Origin of the sequence: Pseudovibrio exalbescens (assembly GCF_028737195.1) — a bacterium.
Classification (GTDB): Bacteria; Pseudomonadota; Alphaproteobacteria; order Rhizobiales; family Stappiaceae; genus Pseudovibrio; species Pseudovibrio zosterae.
In genome coordinates this window covers 107,517-131,102 of the sequence record NZ_JAQZAJ010000005.1, presented here as the reverse complement: position 1 = coordinate 131,102, position 23,586 = coordinate 107,517, and the positions used below count along the sequence as shown (strand labels likewise).

The window sequence follows — 23,586 nt, the reverse complement described above, 5'->3', positions numbered from 1 at the left end:
GCTTGATTAGAACGGGCCGGTCCGCGTTTGCGGGCCGGCTCTTTTTGGCTTCCGATCCAGCCGAATTTTGTACCGATCTCTTTAAAAGGGCCAGATTTAGATGTTCTGGACTTACTTCTTCATCCTAATTGCAGTGTTTGTTCTGGCCACTTTCTATGGCCGATCGAGATCACTCCAAGTTGTTAACGGTCAGTTGTCCGCTTTGCATTCCCGCCCTGGTTACCATGGCGGTTTTCTTGCAATTGTGACCGTGGTTCCAGCGCTGATTGCCCTTATTGTCTGGGTGATTGTTGCGCCTAACATCATGAACAACATTGTGAGCAGCCAGAGCGCCGACTTCATGAGCGGGTTGTCCAAACCTGCAGTCGAAGCGTTCCTGCGTGATGCCCGTGCGCTTGCGTTCGGCGGCATTGTTGGCTTCGTGGATGCTGGCAAAGAACATGCAGCTGAGATCTACAAGAGTTTGAACACGACAAGTAACATCCTCATGGGTGTTATCATGGCGCTTCTGGTCGCGGGTGGCTTCTTCTATGGTGTTCGCACCATTCAGCCGCAAATGCGGGCGCGTCACTTCGTCGAACGCTCTGTGATGGCTTTGCTCATCCTGTGTTCCGCAGTGGCGATCTTCACCACCATCGGCATTGTTCTGTCTCTCATTTTTGAAAGCCTTCGCTTCTTCCAGCAGGTTCCGATTCTTGATTTCGTGTTTGGAACTCACTGGAGCCCGCAGAGCGCGTTCATTGGCGCAGGCGCAGAAGCAACCGGAACCAACTCAGAAGTGTTTGGCGCGATCCCACTGCTCGTGGGCACCATGCTGATCACCTTCATTGCTATCCTTGTAGCAGCACCAGTTGGTCTTCTCTCAGCTATCTACCTGTCAGATTATGCCGCCCAGCCGGTGCGCGCCGTTGCCAAGCCCATGCTTGAAATCTTGGCTGGTATCCCGACTGTGGTCTACGGCTTCTTTGCCGCGTTGGCGGTGGCGCCTTTCATCCGCGGTTGGGGTGAAAGCTTTGGTCTTACCGTGTCCTCCGAGTCTGCTCTTGCAGCTGGCGTGGTGATGGGCATCATGATCATTCCGTTCGTTTCCTCCCTTTCGGACGACGTGATCAATGCAGTGCCCCAGTCCTTGCGCGACGGTTCTGCAGGCCTTGGCGCAACAAAGTCTGAAACCATTCGCCGTGTTGTTCTTCCAGCAGCGCTGCCGGGCATTGTTTCTGCTCTGATCCTGGCAATCTCCCGCGCCATTGGTGAGACCATGATCGTGGTGATGGCCGCAGGCCTTGCTGCGAACATGACAATCAACCCGCTTGAAGCTGTAACCACCGTGACCGTGCAGATCGTGACCCTGCTTGTTGGTGACCAGGAGTTTGACAGTGCAAAGACCCTAGCCGCGTTCGCGCTTGGTCTGCTGCTCTTCTGTATCACCCTTGCACTCAATGTTTTCGCACTGCGCGTCGTGAAGAAGTACAGGGAACAGTATGACTAGTCTTGCCCAACAGAACACAGCTTCTTCTCGTGTGGGTATTCATACCTCGGATGAAGCTCGGAAGCGCCTCAAAGCCCGCTATAGCACTGAGGCACGCTTCAAAGCCTATGGTCTGAGCGCGATCCTTGTAGCTGCGGCCTTTCTGGTGCTGCTGCTCACCACGATCGTGAGTCAGGGTATCCCGGCGTTCTACTATAACTACGTGACGCTCGACCTGAACCTGACCGACGAAGAGGTGGATCCTTCCAATCCGGGTTCTGCTTCCTACAACACCATCATCCGTGATGGTCTCAAGGAGGCTGTACCTTTCGCGACCAGTCGGACAGACCGCCGCGTTCTTTATGGTCTGGTTTCTTCTGGTGCCAACATCGTCCTGCGCAATGAAGTGCTGGATGATCCGTCGATACTGGGATCCAAGGGACCGGTTCAGGTGCCGCTCTCTGACTTCGCTGATCTCTATGCGAAGGGGTTGGTCACTGAGATCAACACCAAGGAGACCACCGGTACGGCGACCGTTTCCGGGACCGAAGGAACCATCTCCGTTACTTCAGATGACGGCGACTTTGACTTCATTCGGGACCAGCTTCGTGCATATCTCGAAAGCCAGCTGGCCGCAGTACAGCGCGACCTTACCCTGCGCGGTACATCTGAGGACAGCCTGAACGCGCGCATCTCCGGTCTGCAAGAGCAAATGGCCGATGCGGACGAGTTGGTGCGTCAGCGTCTTGAAAATGAGATTTCTGCAACCGAAGACATGAAAAGCCGTCTTCAGGTCGCCATTCAGGGCATTGAGGCTGATCTCGCCGAGCTTCAGGGCCGTCTGAACTCTCTGGAACAGCGTCAGGTACTGAGCTCCCGTCTGCCGTCCTTCCTGATCAACGTCAATGGTGGTACGGCGAAGGTTACAGCAATTGATGCGACCTCAGTGGAAGCTGAAGTGCTGGTACCGTTCAGCATCGCTGGCACAATCCCTGCCGGTGAGTGGACCATCGATGAGATCGAAACACCGGAAGCATTGCGCAAGTTCAACGACCAGGAAATCGCATATACCGATTACCTGCTCGAGCAGGGCGCGATCACATCCAGTGTGAACTCCATCTTCTTCTCCGCAGGTGCAAGCCGTGAACCTGAAATGGCGGGTATCTGGGGTGCAGTTGTCGGGTCCTTCTGGACCATGGTTGTCACTCTGGCTCTGTCCTTCCCAATCGGTGTGGCGGCTGCCATCTATCTGGAAGAGTTCGCCCCAAAGAACCGTTGGACGCACCTCATTGAGGTGAACATCAACAACCTTGCGGCTGTTCCTTCCATCGTGTTTGGTTTGCTTGGTCTTGCCGTGTTCCTGAACGCCTTCGGTCTGCCGCGCTCTGCGCCGATCGTAGGGGGTATGGTGCTGGCACTCATGACCCTGCCAACCATCATCATTGCGTCCCGCGCAGCTTTGAAAGCTGTGCCACCATCCATCCGCGAAGCGGCACTGGGTGTGGGTGCATCCCGTCTTCAGGCCGTGTTGCACCACGTGCTGCCACTGGCAATGCCAGGCATCTTTACCGGTACCATCATCGGTATGGCGCAGGCACTTGGTGAAACCGCTCCTCTGCTGATGATCGGTATGGTCGCGTTTATCGTGGACATTCCAGGTGGTCCGGTGGATCCGTCTACCGTTCTGCCGGTGCAGATCTTCATGTGGGCAGACTTCCCGGAACCTGCCTTCCAGCAGAAAACGTCCGCAGCCATCATGGTTCTGCTGGGCTTCCTGATCACAATGAACGCCATTGCTATCGTTCTGCGCAAGCGCTTTGAACGCCGTTGGTAATAATGAAAGGCTGAGGTTATGGCTATGGAAATGACTGCAGGCAACGTACAACAAGCAGACCTGAACGGCGCCCTTCCAGTGACTGAAGATGGTGTGCCGATCAAGATGCGCGCCAACCAGGTGACTGTCCACTACGGTGAAAAGCAGGCGCTTTTCGGTGTGGATCTCAACGTGCGCAAAAGCAACGTGACAGCCCTGATCGGCCCATCTGGCTGTGGTAAGTCCACGTTCCTGCGCTGCTTGAACCGTATGAACGACACCATCGACATTTGCCGCGTAGGCGGTGAGATCGTGCTCGACAACGAAGACATCTACGATCCGAAGATCGACGTTGTGGAACTGCGTGCCCGCGTTGGCATGGTGTTCCAGAAGCCGAACCCGTTCCCGAAGTCCATCTTCGAGAACGTGGCTTACGGTCCGCGCATTCACGGTCTGGCACAGTCCAAGAGTGACCTTGAAGAGATCGTTGCGACATCGCTTCAAAAGGCTGGTCTTTTTGAGGAAGTGAAAGACCGCCTTGATGAGCCTGGCACTGGCCTTTCTGGTGGTCAGCAGCAGCGTCTTTGCATTGCGCGTGCAATTGCCGTGTCCCCGGAAGTCATTCTGATGGACGAACCATGTTCCGCGCTTGACCCGATCGCTACCGCGAAAGTTGAGGAGCTGATCGACGAATTGCGTGAAAACTATACCATTGTTATCGTAACCCACTCGATGCAGCAGGCCGCCCGTGTCTCGCAGCGCACTGCGTTCTTCCACCTCGGCTATCTGGTAGAAGAAGGTAAGACCAATGATATCTTCACTAACCCGAAGGATCAGCGTACGCAGGATTACATCACTGGTCGTTTCGGCTAGCATCTCGATTAACTGCGACAACTAACAGGTAAAAAAATGAGCGATCATATCGTCTCCTCTTTCAATGAGGACCTGAAGGATCTGGCGAGCCGTATTGTTGAGATGGGTGGCTTGGCTGAAACTCTCGTCAACGACTCTGTGCAGGCGCTTCTGCGCCATGACCTGGCTCTTGCCGAGCGCACCATCGAAGCAGACAAGCGACTGGACGAAATGCAGATCCAGCTCGAAGAGCGTTGCATCGTGGTCATCGCACGTCGCCAGCCAGTAGCGCGCGACCTTCGCGAGATCTTTGCTGCCCTGCGCATCTCCAACGATCTGGAGCGCGTGGGCGACATGGCAAAGAACATCGCCAAGCGCGCTCAGGCAATCGAGAGTGACTTCAATAACAAGACACTGGCAGTAGGTGTTGAACACATGGCTGAGCTGGCTCTTGCTCAGCTGAAAGCTGTTCTTGATGCCTATACCACCGGTGATCTGGAAGCTGTCGAGCAGGTACAAAAAGGAGACAAGCAGATTGACTCCATGTACACTTCGCTCTTCCGTCAGCTTCTGACCTACATGATGGAAGATCCGCGCAACATCACCATGTGTGCGCACCTTCTGTTCTGCGCAAAGAACATTGAACGCATCGGCGACCATGCGACCAATATTGCGGAGAACATTTACTTCATGGTTTCTGGCGACCACTTGCCTGCAGATCGTCCCAAGAAAGACGAAACTGACGTAACGCTGCCATAAGCTGTGCTTGATGTGAAAGAGACTAACTGGAATGCCTGAAATTCTGATCGTGGAAGACGAAGAGCCGTTAAGCCTTCTTCTGCGTTACAATTTGGAAGCTGAAGGGTACAAGGTTGACGTTTGCGACCGCGGTGATGAGGCGGAGCTGCGACTACAGGAGAGTCAACCAGATCTCCTTCTTCTGGACTGGATGCTCCCTGGCCTCTCCGGCATTGAATTGTGCCGACGCCTGAGAGCGCGGACTGAAACGGAACGCATGCCAATCATAATGCTCACCGCGCGTGGTGAGGAATCTGAGCGGGTGCGTGGTCTCGCAACGGGGGCGGATGACTATGTGGTCAAACCGTTCTCCATTCCGGAGCTGATGGCACGCGTGCGTGCCATCTTGCGCCGCACCAAACCTGAGAGCGTATCTACCGTTCTCAAGGCGGGTGACATTGAGCTGGATCGTGAAACCCACCGGGTCCATCGGACGGGCAAGGAAATTCACCTTGGCCCTACTGAGTTCCGCCTGCTGGAGTTTCTCATGTCCTCACCGGGGCGTGTGTACTCCCGCGAGCAGCTCTTGGATGGTGTCTGGGGGCACGACGTTTACGTGGACGAACGCACAGTGGACGTACACGTTGGACGCCTGCGCAAGGCAATCAACAAGGGCCGGATGAAGGACCCGATCCGCACCGTTCGCGGTGCAGGCTACGCCTTCAATGACCAGTTCCTGAACAGCTGATCAGAAGCGGGTGCCTGCCGCAGACAGAGCAGGGCACAGCATTTTGAAAGGCAAAAGAAAGAACCCCGTCACATCGTGGCGGGGTTTTTCATAGGCTCGGCCTGCGCTGCTGGCCCAAACCCTTGCGCCTCATGTCGCTGCATCCTTGCCTCCGCCTTTGTCGTAAGGCGCCGCTTTTCCAAATGCGTCCGGGTTGCCTGCAACACGATGGCAAGGCCAATGATGATCACGCCGACACTCTTCCTTGTCCAAGATGGCGGGCTTTCTTTCATAATGGGAGGCGCTGCGGATAGTTTGCGGCGTATGGTTCGCGCCAACACTTGTGGGGCGGCAGACCATGAGCTTGACAGGATTGCCGAACAGTGATCACTGGCACGCGTCTTTATACGAGCTGTGAAAGAGATATGATGGCAAAGGTTGCGCTGATTTTGACCGAAGGGTTTGCCGACTGGGAGTATGCACTGATTGCGGGTACGGGCGGTCCTTACTATGGAGCGGAAACGCGTTTTTTTGCCCATAGAGCAGGCGAGGTCACCTCTCTCGGCGGGCTGAAGGCCATGGTGCCTCACGGGCTAGATGAGCTGGCAGCTTGGAAGCCTGAGGTTGTTGTTGTCGTCGGCGGCAGCATTTGGGAAACCGAAAACGCTCCGGATATTGCGGATCTTCTGGCCCGGTGTCACAAAGAGGGCGCGACCATCGCCGGTATTTGCGGAGGCACATTAGCGCTCGCACGTGCCGGGTTGTTGAACGGTGTCGCCCACACCTCCAATGCTCTGGAGTTTTTGCAAACCCACGTGACGGACTACAACGGCGCAGAAAATTACAAGGAAACGCCAAAGGCAGTATCCAGCGACCGAATTGTTACTGCGGCCGGAACGTCCCCTGTGACTTTTGCTGCTGAAGTGCTGAAAAGTGCCGGGGTTCCTGAAGCGGCATTGGGTGAATTGCAGAACTGGCTGGCCGCCGAACATGCGTAAGCGCTCAAGCCCACGATGGATGTAGTAAAAAAGCCGCCTCATTGGGCGGCTTTTTGAATTCTTTATAGCTGTTGCTCAGGCGCTCTTGCGTTCTCTGCGACGGTCGTTAACCGGCTGATACGCGATCGTGCGATGATACTCGCAATAAGGAGAGGCGGCATCACAGGAGTGACCGCAGAAGTGGAAGTCCTCATCCGTCGGGTCGCCGATTGGCCATTTGCAGGTGCGTTCGGTCAGCGTCAGAATTGAAGCACGCTCAGACACAGGAACAACCACTTCGGTGGCTGCAACTGGGGTGAGATCGCCGACAATGTCGTCTTCTTCCGGTGTGATTTTCAACGCGGTCGCCCCTGCGACAGCGGGTTGAATGGTCCGGCGCTGCACGCTGGCCGCAACCTTGCGCCTAATGTCGCTGCATCCCTGCCTCTGCCTTTGTCATCAGGCGACGTTTTTCCAGATACGACCGGGTTGCCTGCAACAAGATGGCAAGGCCAATAATGATCACGCCGACAACCTTGTTTGTCGTTATCTCCTCGCCAAAGACAAACCGCCCAAGAAGAATGCCGAACACCGGGGTAAGGATGAAGAAACCGCTTGCCGTGTTCGCCGGTAGCTTTTCCAGTATCTTGAACCAGATGAGGGTTCCAACAATGCTGCCGATCACGGCGAGAAACCCGATATAGGGTGCCGCTTGCCATATACCCGGCAGTGTGGGAAGCGGTTCGCTCACCACGGCCAATCCGCTGACCAAAAGACCGGAACTCAGGAACTGCAGGGCACAAATGGGCAGCAGGGTTGTTGGGTTGATAAGCGGTTTCACAATCACGTTGCCACAGGCCAACATCAAGACTGAGGCAAACAGGATGGCAGACGGGAGAATGAAGTCTGGCTCAATTGCCAGAAAATCGCTGCCGGACATCAAGGTAACCGCTACCCCTGTCATGCTTAGGATAAACGAAACCACGGTGATGGCCCGAACCTGTTCATGCAGTATGAAAAAGGCAAAGGGAACGGTCGCAAGTGGCAGCGAGGACACCACGATATTGACCAGAGAGGTCGGCAGATGGAGTAGCGACCAATAGCTTGCTGTCAGGTAACCCGCCTGGGATAAAAGTCCCGCCAGCAGGACGCGCCGCATTTGAGAGCGGTTCAGTCCGCGAAAGAAGGCGTAGAGGCGCGGGTGGATCAAGACGCTCAACAAGATGCCCGCCAGCAGCAGCCGCCCGGAGGCAAGGCTCGCCGGCCCCAAATCCGCAAGAGCGGCCTTGGTGGCCACAAAAGACAGGCTCCAGATGGCTGCAAACAGAACGCCCAAGAGTACAATGGTAACTTGGGCGTGTCCGGAGTGAAGGAGGCGCGTGCTCATGCCGCGCTTCGCTCAAGAGTTTGTTTTTTCAGTGGCTCGCAACGGTTGCTGAAAGACAAGTCCTGAAGTGGAGCGTACTTTATATTGGTCAACATGGGTGATCCTGTAACTATAAGGTTGCGCTGGACGTTTCCGTTCGGATCATCAGTTTCGAAACATGATTTACTTGTTTTTACGCATAAAACTCTAGGTTTACTTTGCGGGTGTTGCAATTGAACCAAAGGTTCATTTTGCAAATACAGAAGAAATATTTTAATCTAACTAGATTTCTTATTTCTATTGATAATGTTTTGGGAATATTGTTTTTTTGTCGGCGCAGTTCACTGGTTAAACGATACAATCAATAATCGTAAGATGAGAAAAACAGAGGCTGCCGTTGGCCGTCAAATAGACAGCTGGTTTACAAGCGAATGGTTGGTGGCGGAGCTGACCGTCCTGCGGAGCTGACGGCGAAAGTCTCAATCGGGCAACAAAAAAGCCGCCTCACTGGGCGGCTTTTTGAATTCTATAAAGCTGTTGCTCAGGCGCTCTTGCGTTCTCTGCGTCGGTCGTTAACCGGCTGATACGCGATCGTGCGATGATACTCGCAATAAGGAGAGGCGGCATCACAGGAGTGACCACAGAAGTGGAAGTCCTCATCCGTCGGGTCGCCAATTGGCCATTTGCAGGTGCGTTCGGTCAGCGTCAAAATTGAAGCACGCTCAGACACAGGAACAACCACTTCGGTGGCTGCAACTGGGGTGAGATCGCCGACAATGTCGTCTTCTTCCGGTGTGATTTTCAACGCTGTCGCCCCTGCGACAGCGGGTTGAATGGTCCGGCGCTGCACGCTGGCTGCAACCTTGGTAACTGCGATGGGTGCTTCCGCTGCTGGCGCGCTCTCTGCTATGGCAGCGGCTGGCTTTGCAGCAGTTTCGGCTGCTGGCGCTGCTGCACGGCGAGGCTTTGCGGTTGAGCTAGAAGACTTGGCCCGACCGGAAAGGCCAAGGCGATGTACTTTACCGATTACGGCGTTTCTGGTGACATTCCCGAGTTCCGCTGCGATCTGGCTGGCGCTTAATCCCTCTGCCCAAAGTTTGGTTAAGAGTTCCACGCGTTCTGTCGTCCAGCTCATAAATAGGCCCCCGTCTTCCCTTAGGTCTTGCTGCGCAAGTCATTGCAGTGCCGAGTTTTCTCGTTTGGCCCTTACCCCGGGCACAACATCTGCAGCAACAGTATATACGAGATGATGTATCGCTAAGGCCGCACCATACTATATGGCGACTTGGCTGAGCAAGGAGGCCTCCATACTGATATGGGGATGACCATCCTTTTCCCCAGAATAGGCAAGGCGCTACAAGCCCTCCAATTCCGCAGATTGCCAGCAATACACGACCCGGAAACACAGGTGTTTCCAAGCTTCAAAAGGCCAGAAAAACCGCCGCTTGGCTGGCCCTCTCGTCTGACGCTGAGACCCTTAAACACTATCAGCACGAACGTCAAACAAAAGTGGCAAATATTGTTTTCCGGCTCTTTTCACAGCAAAACGCAGGGCTTAAAACTGTGTTCTGTGCAGAACTCTGGTGATGACCGCGCTCAGGGCTGGTAAAGGCGGAAAGAGCAGAGTTTGCCTGAAAGGCCCGCGGGGCAAGAGGCAGGTAAATCCAGAGTTTGAACTTGAGTTTACAAGAGAAAAGCTCAAGGCATGGATGATTGACAAGTGAAATATCTTGGGTTTTAACCTTGAGGTTCTAATCCTCCTGATCGCTGTTGGTGGCGATCTTTCCTGACACAATCTGAGCAAAAAATGGTTTCGCTCACAACGGCCCGGCCGTTCCAAAAGGGAGTATCCTGATGTCGACTTCGTCGCTTTTTCAGACCTATGCACGCGCGGACATCGAGTTCGAGCGCGGTGAAGGCGTCTGGCTGATTGCGACCGATGGCCGACGATACATGGATTGCGCCTCTGGCATTGCGGTGAGCGGATTGGGGCACTCCCATCCCAAACTTGTTGAGGCGCTGCAGGAACAAGCCGGCAAGCTGTGGCACGTGTCAAACCTTTATCAGGTAAAGGGGCAGGAAGAGCTGGGCGCTCTGCTGGTCGAAAATACGTTCGCGGACCGGGTTTTCTTCTGTAACTCCGGCGCTGAAGCGATTGAAGGCGCGCTGAAGACCGCGCGCCGCTACCATTATGCGCAAGGGCATCCGGAAAAGTCTCGTGTCATCACTTTCGAAGGCGCGTTCCATGGCCGGACCATGACCGCGCTGGCAGCAGGCGGACAGCAAAAGTACCTTGAAGGCTTTGGCCCGGCGCCGGAAGGCTTTGACCGGGTGCCTCTTGGAGATCTGGAGGCGGTCAAGGCAGCGATCACCCCTGAGACGGCGGCAATCTTGATCGAGCCTGTGCAGGGCGAGGGCGGCGTTCGCCCGGTGGAACTTTCATTCCTGCGTGCCCTGCGTGAACTGTGTGACGAGCACGGGCTGCTTTTGGTGTTGGACGAGATCCAATGCGGTGTGGGCCGAACTGGCAAGCTCTTCGCCCATGAGTGGGCAGGGATCACGCCAGACATCATGGCCATTGCAAAAGGCATTGGCGGTGGCTTTCCGGTTGGAGCCTTCCTCGCAACAGATGAAGCTGCTTCTGCCATGGTGCCCGGTACGCACGGCACCACCTATGGCGGGAACCTCCTGGCCATGTCCGTTGGCAAGGCCGTGATGGAGGTGGTGACAGAACCCGGCTTTCTGGAAGGTGTTCAGAGCAAGAGCCTGTTGCTGAAGCAAAGCCTGGCGGAAGTGGTCGACCGTCATTCCGAGGTCTTTGAGGAGCTGCGCGGCTCTGGCCTGATGCTGGGCCTGAAGTGCAAACCGCAGGTAGCTGAAGTGCTTGGAGCCATGCGCTCGGTGGGACTGCTGCCAGTGCCCGCCGGAGACAACGTGCTGCGCATCATGCCGCCGATGACAATCACGGCAGAGGAGATCAGGCTTCTCACGGAAATGATTTCCGAGGCGGCCTCGAAAGTTGAGGCCAAAGACTGAGTTGAGGGGGCCGGGCTGGAAATGAGCACCGGCCCTTTTCACATCTCGGTGCCAAACAGCAAGTTGGTGCGGGTCAGAAGGTGACAAACGACCTTTGATCCGGCATAACCGCGCGTGAGCGCTGGCGTGCTTAACACCCGCCACCCTAGTAATTTGGAGGGCAGTGCCTATTTTACTGCCTTCTGGCTCATCGCACACGCGACACGACCCTTTGGTTGTGAACGAGCCCAATTTTGATAGAACGAGAGGCAGACAACCGACCTCGCGCATCGGCTTGATTGAGGTGTGTGGGGGAGCGGACTTGCTGCCGGAGGCATATACTGTGGATCAGAACTCAACTGCCAATCAACCGCTGGCCGGAGATGACGCCGTCGTTCCGTTCGCCGTTGAAACCTTGGATGTTCGTGGCCGGGCAGTGACCCTTGGCCCGGTGCTGGACAGCATTCTGGGCCGTCACAACTATCCAGAGGCGGTGAACAAGCTGCTGGCACAGGCGGTAACGCTGACGGCGATGCTGGGCAGCACCTTGAAATTTGACGGGCGTTTGACGCTGCAGACCCAGACGGACGGGGCGGTCTCCATGATGGTGGTGGACTTCAACGCGCCTGATGGCCTGCGCGCAACCGCAACCTTCGACGCCAACCAAGTGGCAGAAGTCGCCGCCAAGGAGGACTTCCGGCCGGAATTCCTGCTGGGCCGCGGCCATCTGGCTTTCACCATCGATCAAGGCCAATACACAAGCCGCTATCAGGGCATTGTGGTGCTGGACGGCATTTCTCTGGAAGAGGCAGCGCACGATTACTTCTTGCGCTCCGAACAGATTCCGACCCGTGTGCGCTTGGCCGTGGGCGAAGTGTTGACCCGTCAGGACGAAGGCCCGAACACGCACCAGTGGCGTGCAGGGGGCATCATGGTGCAGTTCCTGCCCCATTCACCCGAGCGGATGCGACAGGCCGACATTCATCCGGGCGACGCCCCGCATGGCACCGAGATGCACGAGATCGACGAGGATGATGCCTGGTTGGAAGCGCGCTCGCTGGTGGATACGGTGCGGGATGTGGAGTTGACCGATCCGGCCCTGCCCGTTGAACAGCTGCTGTTCAGGCTGTTCCACGAGCGCGGTGTGAAGGCGTTTGAACCGCACGTGATGAGTGATCGCTGCACTTGTTCGGAAGACAAGATTGTCTCCATGCTGCAGGGGCTGGGAGAGCAGGATCGTTCCGAAATGACTGAGGAAGGTGCCATCGCGGTGAAGTGCGATTTCTGCGGTACGGATTACAATCTGGACCCGGAAGTGGTCTTCAAGGCCTAATCGACTGGCGCAGCTCAAGAAGATGTGAAGGGCGGATCCTCGGATCTGCCCTTTTTACATCAAACTTCCTAGGTGCATTTACACTTTGTCACACTTTAAAGCTTGCTGGATAATCCAAGCTGCGGCAACTAATGTAGAAACCTAGTGAAACACTTGAGCTGTTGCTCGCCGTGGTGACGGTCGTCATCACAAGGACAGGCGAAGCTATTTGATCGGTAGGCCCGTGGTATGCTGAATTCGTTGGAAGATGAGGCCAAACAAAACAGAGGTGCAGATGCTCTTCAGCCGCGCACTGCAAACACGCCCACACATCACCGCCGGTCACCTCTTGTCAAAACGGGAAAGGCCTTCCTTCAAGGGCTGATTGCGCTGGTTATTCTGGTGATCGCCGTAATGGGGATGCGCTATCTGATCGCGACCAAGCCGGAAGTGGCAACGCGCCCTGCCGCCGAACGGGAGTTTGCCGTTAGGGCCATGGCGGTCGAGATCGGAGACTACGCCCCCTTGCTCACCGTCTATGGAGAGGTGGTCGCGGGGCGCGAAGTGGATCTGCGGGCGCTTGTGGGCGGCGAAGTGGACATGGTGAGCCCAAATCTTCGCTCTGGCGGAGTGGTTGGCGCTGGCGAAGCGCTGCTCCAGATCGACCCATTCTCCTATGAAGGGGCGCGGACGGAAGCGATGGCCACACTGGCGGAAGCAAGAGCCCGTCTCGTTCAGCTGGAAAGTCAGCTTCGCATCGAGAAGAACAACATTGTGCGCATTGAAGAGCAGGTTGCTTTCGCAGATCGCGATCTGGTGCGTGTAGAGGAGCTGTTTCAGCGCGGCGCTGCTACAGAGCGGTCCGTGGATGAACGCAAGCTGATCCTTTCGCAAAGACAACAGAACCTGGAACAGACGCTTAACACCTTGGCAGTGGAAGAAGCCAAGATCGAGCAGCAGAAAGCGGCGATCGAACGGGCGCAATGGCAGCTTGAACAGGCAGAACGCAACGTTGAGGACACCACCCTGTTGGCACCGTTTGAAGGCGTGGTGCGCACAGAGGCCGTGGAAATGGGCCGCATGATCAACCAGAATGACGTGGTAGCCGTGCTCTATGACCGCAATTTCCTGGAGGTGCGCTTCACCCTGTCCGATGCCCAGTACGGTCGCTTGTTGGCCGACAGGGAACCGTTGGCGGGCCGTCCGGTGAAAGTGATCTGGAACATTGGAGACACGCCGCTGGAGTATGACGCCGTGATTGAACGCGCGGGGGCGGACATTGCCCGTTCGCGCGGCGGCGTCGACGTTTTTGCGCGCTTGTCACTTGAGGACAAGGACCTCCTGATCCGACCCGGTGCGTTCGTGCAGGTAGAGCTGCCAGATCGCACCTATACCGGCGTGGCCCGCATTCCCGAAGAAGCCCTTTATGACGGCAACAAGGTCTATGTGATCGATGCGGACAGCCGCATGGAACGGCGTGATGTCCAGCCGCTCGCCTTTGACGACAACGCCATTCTGGTGCGCGGAGACCTGCAAAGCGGTGAGCGGTTGGTATCCTCTCGCATTCCCGAAGCTGGGCCGGGCTTGAAACTGCGCGTAGTCAGTGAACAGGCCGCGGGTACCAATTGATCTGTTTGAGTGATTGACGAAGAGATGAGGGAGACCCCGAACCATGCTTCAGGCCAGAGAGTCTACGGTCAGCCTGATTGGCGCGTTTGTGCGCCATCGCAATGCTGCCAATCTGCTCATGACCGTGCTGGTGCTCTTTGGGGTATTTGCTCTCGTCAAGTTGAACACGCAGTTCTTTCCAACCATCACCACAAGCTCCATTACGGTTAGCATTTCATGGCCCGGCTCCAGCGCCGAAGATGTGGAAGCCAACATTCTGGCTGCTGTCGAACCGGAGCTGCGCTTTCTTGACAGTCTCGATGAGGTGACCTCATACGCTCGGGAAGGTGGCGGCACCATTTCGCTCGATTTTATCGAGGGGACCGACATGCAAAAAGCGCTGTCCGATGTAGAGCAAGCCGTCAGCTCCATCACAACGCTGCCGGACGACGCGGACACGCCAGAAGTCTCCTTCGCAGCTTATTATGACAACGTTGCCCGCATTGCGCTCAGAGGTCCGTTCACCGAACAGGCTCTGAAGATCTTTGCCAAGGACATCCGCGATGATCTCATTGCGCGGGGTATCGACAAGGTGACGATTACCGGGATGCGTGATGAGGAGTATCTGGTTGAGGTGCCGGAAGAAAATCTGCGCCGCCTCAACCTGACCGTGGCGGATATCGCCAGCCGCATTGAGGAGAACTCCGAGGACATTCCCGCTGGCAACCTGACAGGTGCGGTGGAACGGCAGGTGCGCGCGGTCGCGGATACTTCCGATCCGATGGACATTGCCAAGATCGCGGTCAAGACTTTTCCGAGCGGAGAAAAGGTCCGGCTTGCGGACATTGGCAGCGTGGAACGCAACCTTGACGATGATGACGTGCTTGGTCTTTCACGAAAGGACCCAGCCATTGAGTTGCGTATTCAACGCGCTGAAAACTCGGATACGCTGGAAGCCTCCGCCATTGTGAAGGGGTATCTGGAAGAAATCCGGCCGCAGCTGCCGCAAAGCCTTGAACTGGTCATGTACAACGTTTCCGCCGACCGGGTGGAAGGGCGCATCATGCTGCTGGTCAAGAACGGCCTTGGCGGTCTCCTGATCGTGATTGCGGTCCTGTTCCTTTTCCTCAATGCGCGAGTGGCGTTCTGGGTTGCCGCCGGTATTCCGGTGGCCATCATGGCGACCCTTGGCATCATGTGGGGGCTGGGACAGAGCATCAACATGATCTCCTGTTTCGCATTGATCATGATGCTTGGGGTGATCGTGGATGACGCCATTGTGGTGGGGGAACACACGGCGACCTTGTCGAGCAGGGGCGAACCGCCCATCACAGCCGCCATTCTGGGAGCCAACACCATGTTCTGGCCCATCATTGCGGCTGGAACCACCACAATCGCTGCCTTTGGCCCCATTCTCATGCTGGGCGACACCATGGGTCAGATCATGGGTGTGCTTCCCGTGGTGGTGATTGCCGTGGTAATCGCCAGTCTGCTGGAGTGCTTTTTCGTTTTGCCCGGCCATTTGGCACACTCGCTGAACTCCAAGCCAGGCTGGAGCTGGTGGCGCGTTATCTTTGTGGGAGCAGTACCTGCCGTGTTCCTGCTGACCATTGCTGTAGCAGATCCAGCCTCCATCGCGCCCTGGCTGAAACCGCTGGCCGCAAGCATCGGGGGGCTGAAGCAGACCTTTGGTTTCACCTTCGAACTTGCCCTGATGGTGGCGCTCTTTGGTCTTGCACTGGCCCTTGAAACGCTCTTGATGATCATACGCCAGCGCAAGGAACGCATGGGCCTTGACCACAATGACCGGGGCGGGTTCCGTGAAGCGTTTGATCGGGGCTTTGCATGGTTTCGTGATAAGCCGGTACAGTCGTTTTTGCGCGCAACCTTCAAGTACCGCTACATCACAGTTGCCGTGGCCATTTCCACGCTGATCCTGTCGGTAGGCATGATGCAGGGGGGGCGTGTGGGCTTCACCTTCTTCCCCTCTCCGGAGTCCGAGAATATTCGGGCAAGCATCACCTTCCACTCCGGCATTTCGGAGCAGAAAGCCCGTGAGAACATCGGACTTATTGAAGACGCGCTTTACGAAGTGGCGTCAGACCTGTCTGGGGGCGACCCGAACTCACTGATCGAAGCGACTTTCACGACCCTAGGCCAAAGCGGCAACAACCGCGGCGACAACGTGGCACGGCTGAATGTGCAGCTGACCTCCTCAGAGGTGCGGGACGTGCGCACACCGACGATCGTCACTGCATGGCGCAAGGCGATCCCACAGAAGCCAGAGTTGTCCCGCATTGCCATTCAGCAAACACGTGGCGGGCCTCCCGGCAAGGATCTCGACATTCGGCTGACGGGCACCTCGTTGGCAAACCTGAAAGAAGCAGCGGACATCTTGCAGGTCGCGCTCTCTGGGTTCCCGGGCGTGACCGGGGTTGAGGACGATCTGCCCTATGGCAAGCCGGAGCTGGTGCTGGCGCTCACCGACCGGGGCAGGGCGCTGGGCTTCACGGTGGAAAGCGCTGCCCGTCAGGTGCGCTATGCAATTGAAGGCGCCATACCCCGTCGCTTTGCAGAGGGCGATGAAGAAATCACGGTCAAGGTGCGCCAGACCAACAACGGCGAGGGACTGGCCGGGTTGCGGGATCTTTATCTGCGCTCTCCGGATGGCGAGTTCGTGCCCATGACAGAAGTCGTGTCTTTGCGGGACAAGCAGGGGTACTCTCTGATCTTGCGCCGCGACGGCAAAATCACCGTGAGTGTGGTGGCGGATGTGGACCCGGATGTGACCAGCCGCGCCGAGATTTCCAGCAAACTGGAAGAAAGCACTCTGCCGAACCTGCAAGACCTCTACAACATCGACTACACGTTTGATGGCAGGGCGAAAGAGCAAAGTGCCGCATTCTCCGACCTGATGCTTGGAGCCGTTCTGGCCGTCGCCATCATCTATCTCATTCTGGCAGCGGTCTTTGCCAGCTACACGAGGCCGCTTGCAGTCATGTCCATCATTCCCTTCGGCATCGTGGGAGCCATCGTTGGTCACTATCTCCTCGGCTTCAAACTGACGATCCTGTCGATCATCGGGCTTCTCGGGATGGCAGGGATCCTAGTGAACAACTCGATCATTCTGGTTGCCCGATTTGAAGACCGACTTTCGCTTGGAAATTCGCTGGAGGATGCGGCCGTGGGGGCGTCCATGGACCGCCTGCGTGCCATCATCCTGACCTCTTGCACCACCATTGGCGGGTTGTCACCGCTGCTGTTCGAAACCAGCGTTCAGGCGCAGTTCCTCATGCCCATGGCAATTACGGTGGTGTTTGGCCTTGCCGCCTCCACATTGCTGGTGTTGGTGATTGTACCGGCGCTGATCGGCATCGGGAACGATGTTTCCAGCTTCCTGTCGCTGCGGGGTGGGCAGGGCTCTGATGGTCATGTGGAACCGGCAGAGTAGGTTGGCTGCGCTGCTGTGTAATTGGGTGGCTTGAAATTCGACGCCTGCACAACGCCGTGCCCCGGCTTCGGCTGCATCCGGTAGATGCGCACAGCCTTGTGAGTACATAAGCAAAAAGCCCGGATCACTCCGGGCTTTGTCACATGATAAAACGGGCGGAGCCTCAAGCTGGTGTCAGGCTCAGGGCAAAGGTTGCCGCAGCCTCGGCGGCCTGCTTGATGTTGCCGTCCCATGTGGCAGGAGACGCACCGCGCGGAGCAAGGTCGTGGTTGCCGTCTTCAAGGTAGGTCAGGCTCACGTGCTCTGGCAGGGTGACTTCTGCAAGCTCGCTCTGTGAGCCAAACTGGTCACGATCGCCTTGAAGCACGAGGACCGGGCGCTTGGCCTCCTGAAGAGGCTGAAGACGCCAGTTTTCCGGTTCCGGCTTTCCGCTGGGGTGGAACGGGTAACCCAAACAGACGATGCCTGTAACACGCTTTGGCACCGAGCCACTACCCGCCAACATGGCCGCAACACGGCAGCCCATGGACTTGCCGCCGATCAGAATGGCGCCTTCGCTCTGCTCGGCCACCATTTGCACCGCGCGTTGGTATTCGCCAACCAGCTTGTCCGCACGAGGAGGCGGAGCCTTCTTGCCAGTGACCCGGCGCTTGGCCATGTAGTCAAATTCAAACCGCGCAACACTCAGGCCATTGGCGGCAGCAGCTGTCGCAAAGCGCTCCATGAAGTTGGAGTCCATGCCAGCGCCCGCACCGTGGGCAAACACGAAGGTTGCATGAGAAGGGCCTTCAGGCCGTGTCCAGAGAATTTCAGTCATGTTCGCGTTGTAGCCGAAAAATTTAAATTGACCATATGTGAATTGTAAAACCCGGCACCAATTTCTATGGAATTGAGAGATGACAGGGTACGGCAGACAAATCGGGAGCAGCAGACAATGATCAATGAGGGCGCAATTCGGCTCGGCATCTTTCTGGGGGTGTTTGCACTTCTGGTGCTCATTGAACTCGCCATCCCGCGCCGGGAAGAACCTCAGGACCGCAAACGCCGCTGGGTTACAAATCTGGGCATGTCCGTGGTGAACTCCGCGATGCTCCGCTTTGTCATGCCAGTGGCGGCGGTTGGCAGTGCGCTTTGGGCAGAAGAAATGGGCTGGGGCCTGTTCAACGTGGTGCCGGTAGATCCGGTAATCGCCGGGATCATCTGCTTTGTCGCCCTGGACTTCTTCATCTGGCTCGAACACTGGGCGAGCCACAAGATCCCGTTTCTGTGGCACATGCACAAGGTTCATCATGCGGACCCGCATTTCGATGTAACCACGGCGCTGCGTTTCCACCCGCTAGAAATCGCTGTTTCCATGGTGTGGAAGGCGCTTTTGGTTGTGCTGCTCGGTGCGCCTGTGGTTGCTGTGGTGGTGTTTGAGGTGGTGCTGAATGCGGCGGCCATGTTCAACCACGCCAACATCAAGCTGCCCCTTCGGGCAGACCGTATCCTGCGCAAGATCATCGTGACACCGGACATGCACCGGATCCACCACTCCAAGATCCGAGGCGAAACCGACAGCAATTACGGCTTCAACTTTCCGTTCTGGGACTACCTGTTTGGCACATACACCCACGAACCAAAGAAGGGGCAGTTGGGCCTTGAAATTGGGTTGACGCAATATGGCGGGCCAGAGCCACGCCGCCTTGGCTGGTCTTTGTGGCTGCCATTTGCCGCTTACTTGCGCCGGGAAAAGCCGGAGGCAGATCCAGACAAGGAAGCCCCGGCCTCCGGCAACACCTAGAAGAAGCTGCGCGGGAAGTAACGCAGGTAAAGCTCATCCAGCCGGCCATCTTCCTGAAGACGGGCAAGCGCGAGATTGATGGAGCTCAGAAGCACCTCATCTTCCTTGCGCACCGCGATGGCCATGCCTTGCCCGAAGTAATCCGGGTCGAGCCACGCATCCCCGGCAAAACGGCAGCAATTGGCCGAGGCCTCGCTTTCAAGCCAAAATGACAAGCGCATGCTGTCGCCGAAATGCGCATCAGCATCGCCGCGCACAAGGGCCTGACGGGCGCGTTCTGTGGTTGGGAAGGCTTTCAAAATGGTCAGCGGAAAGAACCGCTCAATGTACGCTTCATAGCTTGAACCTGCCTCTACCGCGACCGTCTTGCCCTCTAGCGTATTGGGCAGCGGGGCAATGGCTTTGTCCTTTGCCATGACAAAACGTGCGGGAAAGCGCATGTAAACTTCAGAGAAGGCTACCTTTTGCAGGGTATCCGGTGTGATGGAAACTCCGGCAATGACAGCGTCCCCCTCTTTGCTCTCGAGAGCCGGGATCATCTGCGAAAACTGCTTCACGGTCAGGCTGCATGGAATTTCCAGCGCCTCGCAGATGGCACGGGCCAGATCCACATTGTAGCCGACCAGCCGACCGGAACTGTCGCGGAAGGCAAACGGCGGAAAATCATCCGATGCCATGAAGGAGATCTTGTCCGGCTTTTTTGCATTGCTGGAAAACAGGCTTTGCGGTTCCACAAAAGACGGAAGACGCGGTGCCTCCAACTTTTCACCCGGGAGAGTTTGGGACACTGCAAAAGAGGGCATCACAATCAGGGAATATAAAAAACACAGTGATACAATTATCAATTTAAAGCTACGGCGCGCTGTCATTCTTACCAACAAGTCCCTTGGCTCCACACTGAAGGAGATACTAGGTGAATGCCAGCATATGGGAAAGATCAGAAAAACTGGTGAACGGCGGCAAGCGAAAGCTATCCAATGCACTGTTTTTACGAAGCCTGTTTGTTAAGTCCTCCCGACAGGCTGAGGGACTTGAAAACTCATTGACCAAGCGCGGGCATTTCATGAGCGGTGAGGCCGACATGTCCCTGGTTGCCATGATGCCCAAGGCCCGACCGGCACAGTCCACGCCGCAACGGTATCTCAGCGTGTCTGCGCTGGAGCTGGCCATTTTGCGGCAATGCAATGTGACCGACATCGATATGTTGGAGGGGCTTCGGCAGATGAAGTTGCTGGGCAAGCCGCTCAGTCTGGTGCTGACAGAGCAGGCCAAACTCTCCACCTCGCATTATTACTTCGTTCTGGCGGGCAAGTTGAACCTGCGGTTTGCGCAAACCGGCGCCCTGGGGGTGGCGTGCGATGCGCTGTTCAGCGAACGCCCAAGGCGGATTGAGGGGCTGCTGTTGGTGCCTGCCAGAGATGCGAATAAGCGCCTTGTTCTTGCCGCTGCGCCCATCGGCGCTCAGGTTGACGTGCTGGCTCGGGTGGCCTCAGGAGAACTGGGCAAGCGCTACCGAATGGTCGTTGTCACGCCCTCTGAGCTGCGCCGCCTTGTGTACACCGGCCACAGCACGGCGGCGCTGGTGGAGGCGGGTGAAGAATATTCAGCGCAAAAGCGCCTCTCGTCAGGGCAAAAGACCTTGTTCTCCTTCACCGGGTTAATCCCCATCGTCGCCTTCTTTACCTTCTGGCGCCTTCTGGGAGTTCTCTCGCTGTTTGTGAAGCTGCTGGCAATCGCGTTGGGGGTCATACGCCTGAGTGCCGCACAGGAGCACAAGTTGTTGGGCGCGGATGAGGAGCCTTCCGTGCCGATTGGCCCGCTCTTCGACCTGCCACGCTATACGGTTCTGGTGCCGCTCTACGATGAGGATGCCGTCTGCGAACAGCTTGTGCGGTCCATGTCACGGTTGGACTATCCCAAGAACCGGCTCGAGATTCTGTTCTTGACCGAGCAAGACGACACCAAAACCCGGACCAGACTGAACAAGCTGATCGAACCGCACATGAAGGTCATCGCACTGCCAGATGGCCGCCCGCGCACCAAGCCAAGGGCGCTGGGCGTGGGGTTGCAGCTTGCCCGAGGCGACCTCATCACGGTTTTTGATGCAGAGGACCGGCCGGACGCCGACCAGCTCAAGCGTGCTGCCGCCGCCTTTGCCCAAGCCCCGGACACAACAGCCTGTCTGCAAGCCTCCTTGTTCATTGACCATGCTCAAAAGGGGTGGCTGCTTCGCCAGTTTGCATTCGAATATGCTGCACTGTTCGATGTGATCCTGCCTTGGTTTTCCCGCCGCGGTGTCCTGTTGCCATTGGGGGGAACGTCGAACCACTTTCGGGTTGCTGCCTTGAAGGATGTCGGCGGATGGGACCCCTTCAATGTGACGGAGGATGCAGACCTTGGCGTGCGGCTGGCTCGCAAGGGGTATCAGGTGAAAACGTTGAGCAGCACCACCCGCGAAGAGGCCCCGCTAACGGTGAAGGCCTGGGTGGCCCAACGCACGCGCTGGCACAAGGGCTGGATGCAGACCGCCGTGGTGCATCTGCGTGATCCGTGGCGTCTCTGGCAGGAGTTGGGGGTAAAAAGCGCTGCGGTTTTCTACCTTTGGCTGGTCGGCGGGCTGTTTTGCCTGTTGGTGGCACCTTGGACAATCGTGGCGGCGTGCTATGTCGGCTTCATGGTGGCACGAGACGGCATCAGCTCCGCCATATTGGTTTTCTTGGGTACGTTAGGGATTGCCAGTTTTCTCATCAGCCTTGGGGGATCAATCCTCAGCATATGGCGTGGGGCCAACTATCGGGGGCTCAATCCAACTTTGTTCGAGATGCTCACCATCCCCGCCTATTGGTTGTTGGGCAGCTGGGCCTGTTACAAGGCGGCCATTGAGTTTTGGTGGCGTCCACACCACTGGCGCAAGACAAGCCATGGACACATCAAAACGGACGGGAACCAAACTGATGCGCCTTCTCAAGCTTGAGGCGCTGGAGAGGTCATGGCCTTCTCCAGCTTTGGAAGAAAGCTCCAAAAGTCGCGATTGAAGCTCTTGAGGTTGGCGATTGTCTCGTCAATCTCCTGAAAGCGCTTGGCGTTGACGGGGCGCACACGCCCAAGAAAGACCTGATCCTTTGTCTCCGTAATGCGCATGGAATGGGTGTGGGTAATGGCTCCTTGGTCGCTCAAGGTAAACATGCAGTGGTTCAGTTCGTTGCGGATCCGAGTGACCTTTTCAAACTTGCGGATCAGCGAAGTGAGTTCCTTGCGAACCTCCTCATTGCGCAGGTTCGCCTTGCTGAGACGGGCCACCAAATCAAGGCGCGCACGGGAGGTGTTGAGCGTAAAGAAAATGATGGCGGCTGATTTTTGATCGATGCCCAGCAAAAGCATCATCACATAAACAAACAGGCTCTCATTGTTGGACCAACTGAAATTCAGGGTGCCAATTTGTGCCAGAAAGCGTGTCCTTTGCTCCGAGGTCTGGTCGGCTGCGGCCTCAATGGAAGCGAAGTCGGGTGTTGGGGGCAGTTTTGTCATTATATTTAAGCCCACTTTTGTCTGTGTTACGGCAAAAGCCATTTCCATCTAAAGTGAGGCACCTTGATTGCTTCATCAAATAGTTTTCCTGTGACTTCGCGAGGGGAGAGGGATGGGTGGTGTTCGGTCTTTTCTTCGCAGCCTGTCCAGCAAGCTTCGAATGGGGCAGTCGCTCCATGCCCCCGTCAAGCGGATTGCCAAGAGGCTGCGGCCCTTCATGGCAGAAGCCAGGAACCGGTATGGCTCAAATCCAGCGTTGTTCTATCGCCCTTTTGCCATCGGCTTCCTCGGACATGTCATTGACGGCATGGCCCGGGTCGAAGGACACACCCAGGATGTGGATCTTGTCGGGGTGCTGCAGGTAAAGGTGTGGCAGGAGATTACCGGCATAGATGATCCAGCCATCGGCGATTTGATGAGCCAGGAAAGCGTAAGGCAGTCAGAGGCTTTCTTGAAAGGGTGGGAAATGGGCGCGCGCTTTTGTGAAGTGTTGGCCGACCCAGAAGTGTTTTCGTTGTACTTTGATGTGGAGCAGCCGGAAGTAGAAAACGAAGAAAGCGTGCTGGATTCCTACGAGATATTTGATGTATTTTCGCCGTCAAACGAAGTTGAACTGCTGAATTACGACCCCAGAGTCATCGCTGCTTGGCGCTTGTCACTTGATCGCGGCCTCTCCTGAGCTTTTTTACTTCGAATTTCATATATCACGCTCTGTCAATCGTCTTGGCGCAGCTGGAGTTCCTGTTAAATCACAAAAATCTCCTAGGACTTGTGAGGGCCTTACGTGATTAAACTCACTAAAATCTTACATGTTAACCATGTTTTTGTAGTTAAAACTTCGTATTACGCTAACGTAAAAATATAATCGAATTTTACGTTGACTTAACGGAAGGTGAGCGTTTTACTGAGCCGGTAACCAACGGACCAACCAGCTTCGGCTGACAAAAG

General features: G+C 56.3%; 19 protein-coding genes. 13 read left to right on the top strand and 6 right to left on the bottom strand.

The window, feature by feature from the left end; all coding sequences use genetic code 11:
* Window positions 1–100: 100 nt before the first annotated feature.
* The 6 genes from pstC to PUV47_RS14665 all read left to right on the top strand — a co-directional run bounded on the left by pstC (window position 101) and on the right by PUV47_RS14665 (window position 6,596).
* Complete coding sequence (gene pstC, locus PUV47_RS14690; RefSeq protein WP_274219333.1) at window positions 101–1,489, top strand: phosphate ABC transporter permease subunit PstC; 1,389 nt, start codon at window positions 101–103, stop codon at window positions 1,487–1,489.
* Window positions 1,482–3,302, top strand: coding sequence for a phosphate ABC transporter permease PstA (gene pstA / locus PUV47_RS14685; RefSeq protein ID WP_274219332.1), 1,821 nt, complete (start codon window positions 1,482–1,484; stop codon window positions 3,300–3,302). The genes pstC and pstA overlap by 8 nt, the downstream gene beginning before the upstream one ends.
* A gap of 105 nt (window positions 3,303–3,407) precedes the next feature.
* Window positions 3,408–4,154, top strand: a complete 747-nt coding sequence (gene pstB, locus PUV47_RS14680) for a phosphate ABC transporter ATP-binding protein PstB (RefSeq protein WP_274219580.1) — start codon at window positions 3,408–3,410, stop codon at window positions 4,152–4,154.
* 36 nt (window positions 4,155–4,190) lie between these two features.
* Window positions 4,191–4,892, top strand: a complete 702-nt coding sequence (gene phoU / locus PUV47_RS14675) for a phosphate signaling complex protein PhoU (RefSeq protein WP_274219331.1) — start codon at window positions 4,191–4,193, stop codon at window positions 4,890–4,892.
* 31 nt (window positions 4,893–4,923) lie between these two features.
* The gene (gene phoB / locus PUV47_RS14670) at window positions 4,924–5,619 is read left to right on the top strand and encodes a phosphate regulon transcriptional regulator PhoB (protein WP_274219330.1); all 696 of its coding nucleotides are present in this window, start codon (window positions 4,924–4,926) and stop codon (window positions 5,617–5,619) included.
* A 404-nt stretch (window positions 5,620–6,023) separates the two neighbouring features.
* Window positions 6,024–6,596 carry a DJ-1/PfpI family protein gene (locus PUV47_RS14665; protein ID WP_274219329.1) on the top strand — a complete coding sequence of 191 codons (573 nt, stop codon included), beginning with the start codon at window positions 6,024–6,026 and terminating at the stop codon, window positions 6,594–6,596.
* Window positions 6,597–6,671: 75 nt separating this feature from the next.
* Here the strand turns inward: PUV47_RS14665 and PUV47_RS14660 are convergent, their stop codons facing one another.
* The 3 genes from PUV47_RS14660 to PUV47_RS14650 form a co-directional block, all read right to left on the bottom strand.
* Complete coding sequence (locus PUV47_RS14660; protein WP_337994507.1) at window positions 6,672–7,004, bottom strand: GcrA family cell cycle regulator; 333 nt, start codon at window positions 7,002–7,004, stop codon at window positions 6,672–6,674.
* Window positions 7,000–7,962, bottom strand: coding sequence for a DMT family transporter (locus PUV47_RS14655; RefSeq protein ID WP_274219327.1), 963 nt, complete (start codon window positions 7,960–7,962; stop codon window positions 7,000–7,002). Before PUV47_RS14655 ends, PUV47_RS14660 begins: the two co-directional genes overlap by 5 nt.
* Window positions 7,963–8,482: 520 nt before the next feature.
* On the bottom strand, window positions 8,483–9,076 hold the full coding sequence (locus tag PUV47_RS14650) for a GcrA family cell cycle regulator (protein ID WP_274219326.1): 594 nt from the start codon (window positions 9,074–9,076) through the stop codon (window positions 8,483–8,485).
* A gap of 719 nt (window positions 9,077–9,795) precedes the next feature.
* Here PUV47_RS14650 and PUV47_RS14645 point away from each other — a divergent pair.
* The 4 genes from PUV47_RS14645 (at window position 9,796) to PUV47_RS14630 (ending at window position 17,327) form a co-directional block, all read left to right on the top strand.
* A complete protein-coding gene (locus tag PUV47_RS14645) occupies window positions 9,796–10,977 on the top strand; it encodes an aspartate aminotransferase family protein (protein ID WP_274219325.1) in 1,182 nt (393 codons plus the stop codon).
* A gap of 322 nt (window positions 10,978–11,299) precedes the next feature.
* Window positions 11,300–12,289, top strand: a complete 990-nt coding sequence (locus tag PUV47_RS14640) for an Hsp33 family molecular chaperone (protein ID WP_274219324.1) — start codon at window positions 11,300–11,302, stop codon at window positions 12,287–12,289.
* A 228-nt stretch (window positions 12,290–12,517) separates the two neighbouring features.
* Window positions 12,518–13,897, top strand: coding sequence for an efflux RND transporter periplasmic adaptor subunit (locus PUV47_RS14635; protein WP_274219323.1), 1,380 nt, complete (start codon window positions 12,518–12,520; stop codon window positions 13,895–13,897).
* A gap of 43 nt (window positions 13,898–13,940) precedes the next feature.
* Window positions 13,941–17,327, top strand: coding sequence for an efflux RND transporter permease subunit (locus tag PUV47_RS14630; RefSeq protein WP_274219322.1), 3,387 nt, complete (start codon window positions 13,941–13,943; stop codon window positions 17,325–17,327).
* Window positions 17,328–17,490: 163 nt separating this feature from the next.
* On the opposite strand, the gene PUV47_RS14625 is transcribed toward PUV47_RS14630, so the two are convergent.
* On the bottom strand, window positions 17,491–18,144 hold the full coding sequence (locus PUV47_RS14625) for an alpha/beta family hydrolase (protein ID WP_274219321.1): 654 nt from the start codon (window positions 18,142–18,144) through the stop codon (window positions 17,491–17,493).
* A gap of 117 nt (window positions 18,145–18,261) precedes the next feature.
* On the opposite strand from PUV47_RS14625, the gene PUV47_RS14620 reads away from it, so the two are divergent.
* Window positions 18,262–19,110, top strand: a complete 849-nt coding sequence (locus PUV47_RS14620; RefSeq protein ID WP_274219320.1) for a sterol desaturase family protein — start codon at window positions 18,262–18,264, stop codon at window positions 19,108–19,110.
* Here PUV47_RS14620 and PUV47_RS14615 read toward each other — a convergent pair.
* Entirely contained in the window at window positions 19,107–19,898 is a 792-nt protein-coding gene (locus tag PUV47_RS14615) for a transporter substrate-binding domain-containing protein (protein WP_274219319.1), read from the bottom strand. The two genes, PUV47_RS14620 and PUV47_RS14615, sit on opposite strands and share 4 nt — an antisense overlap.
* Before the next feature lie 125 nt (window positions 19,899–20,023).
* On the opposite strand from PUV47_RS14615, the gene PUV47_RS14610 reads away from it, so the two are divergent.
* Complete coding sequence (locus PUV47_RS14610) at window positions 20,024–22,084, top strand: glycosyltransferase (protein WP_274219318.1); 2,061 nt, start codon at window positions 20,024–20,026, stop codon at window positions 22,082–22,084.
* Here PUV47_RS14610 and PUV47_RS14605 read toward each other — a convergent pair.
* The gene (locus PUV47_RS14605; RefSeq protein ID WP_274219317.1) at window positions 22,075–22,638 is read right to left on the bottom strand and encodes a hypothetical protein; all 564 of its coding nucleotides are present in this window, start codon (window positions 22,636–22,638) and stop codon (window positions 22,075–22,077) included. The two genes, PUV47_RS14610 and PUV47_RS14605, sit on opposite strands and share 10 nt — an antisense overlap.
* A gap of 112 nt (window positions 22,639–22,750) precedes the next feature.
* Here PUV47_RS14605 and PUV47_RS14600 point away from each other — a divergent pair, with 112 nt between their 5' ends.
* Window positions 22,751–23,317, top strand: a complete 567-nt coding sequence (locus PUV47_RS14600) for a hypothetical protein (protein ID WP_274219316.1) — start codon at window positions 22,751–22,753, stop codon at window positions 23,315–23,317.
* Window positions 23,318–23,586 lie beyond the last annotated feature (269 nt).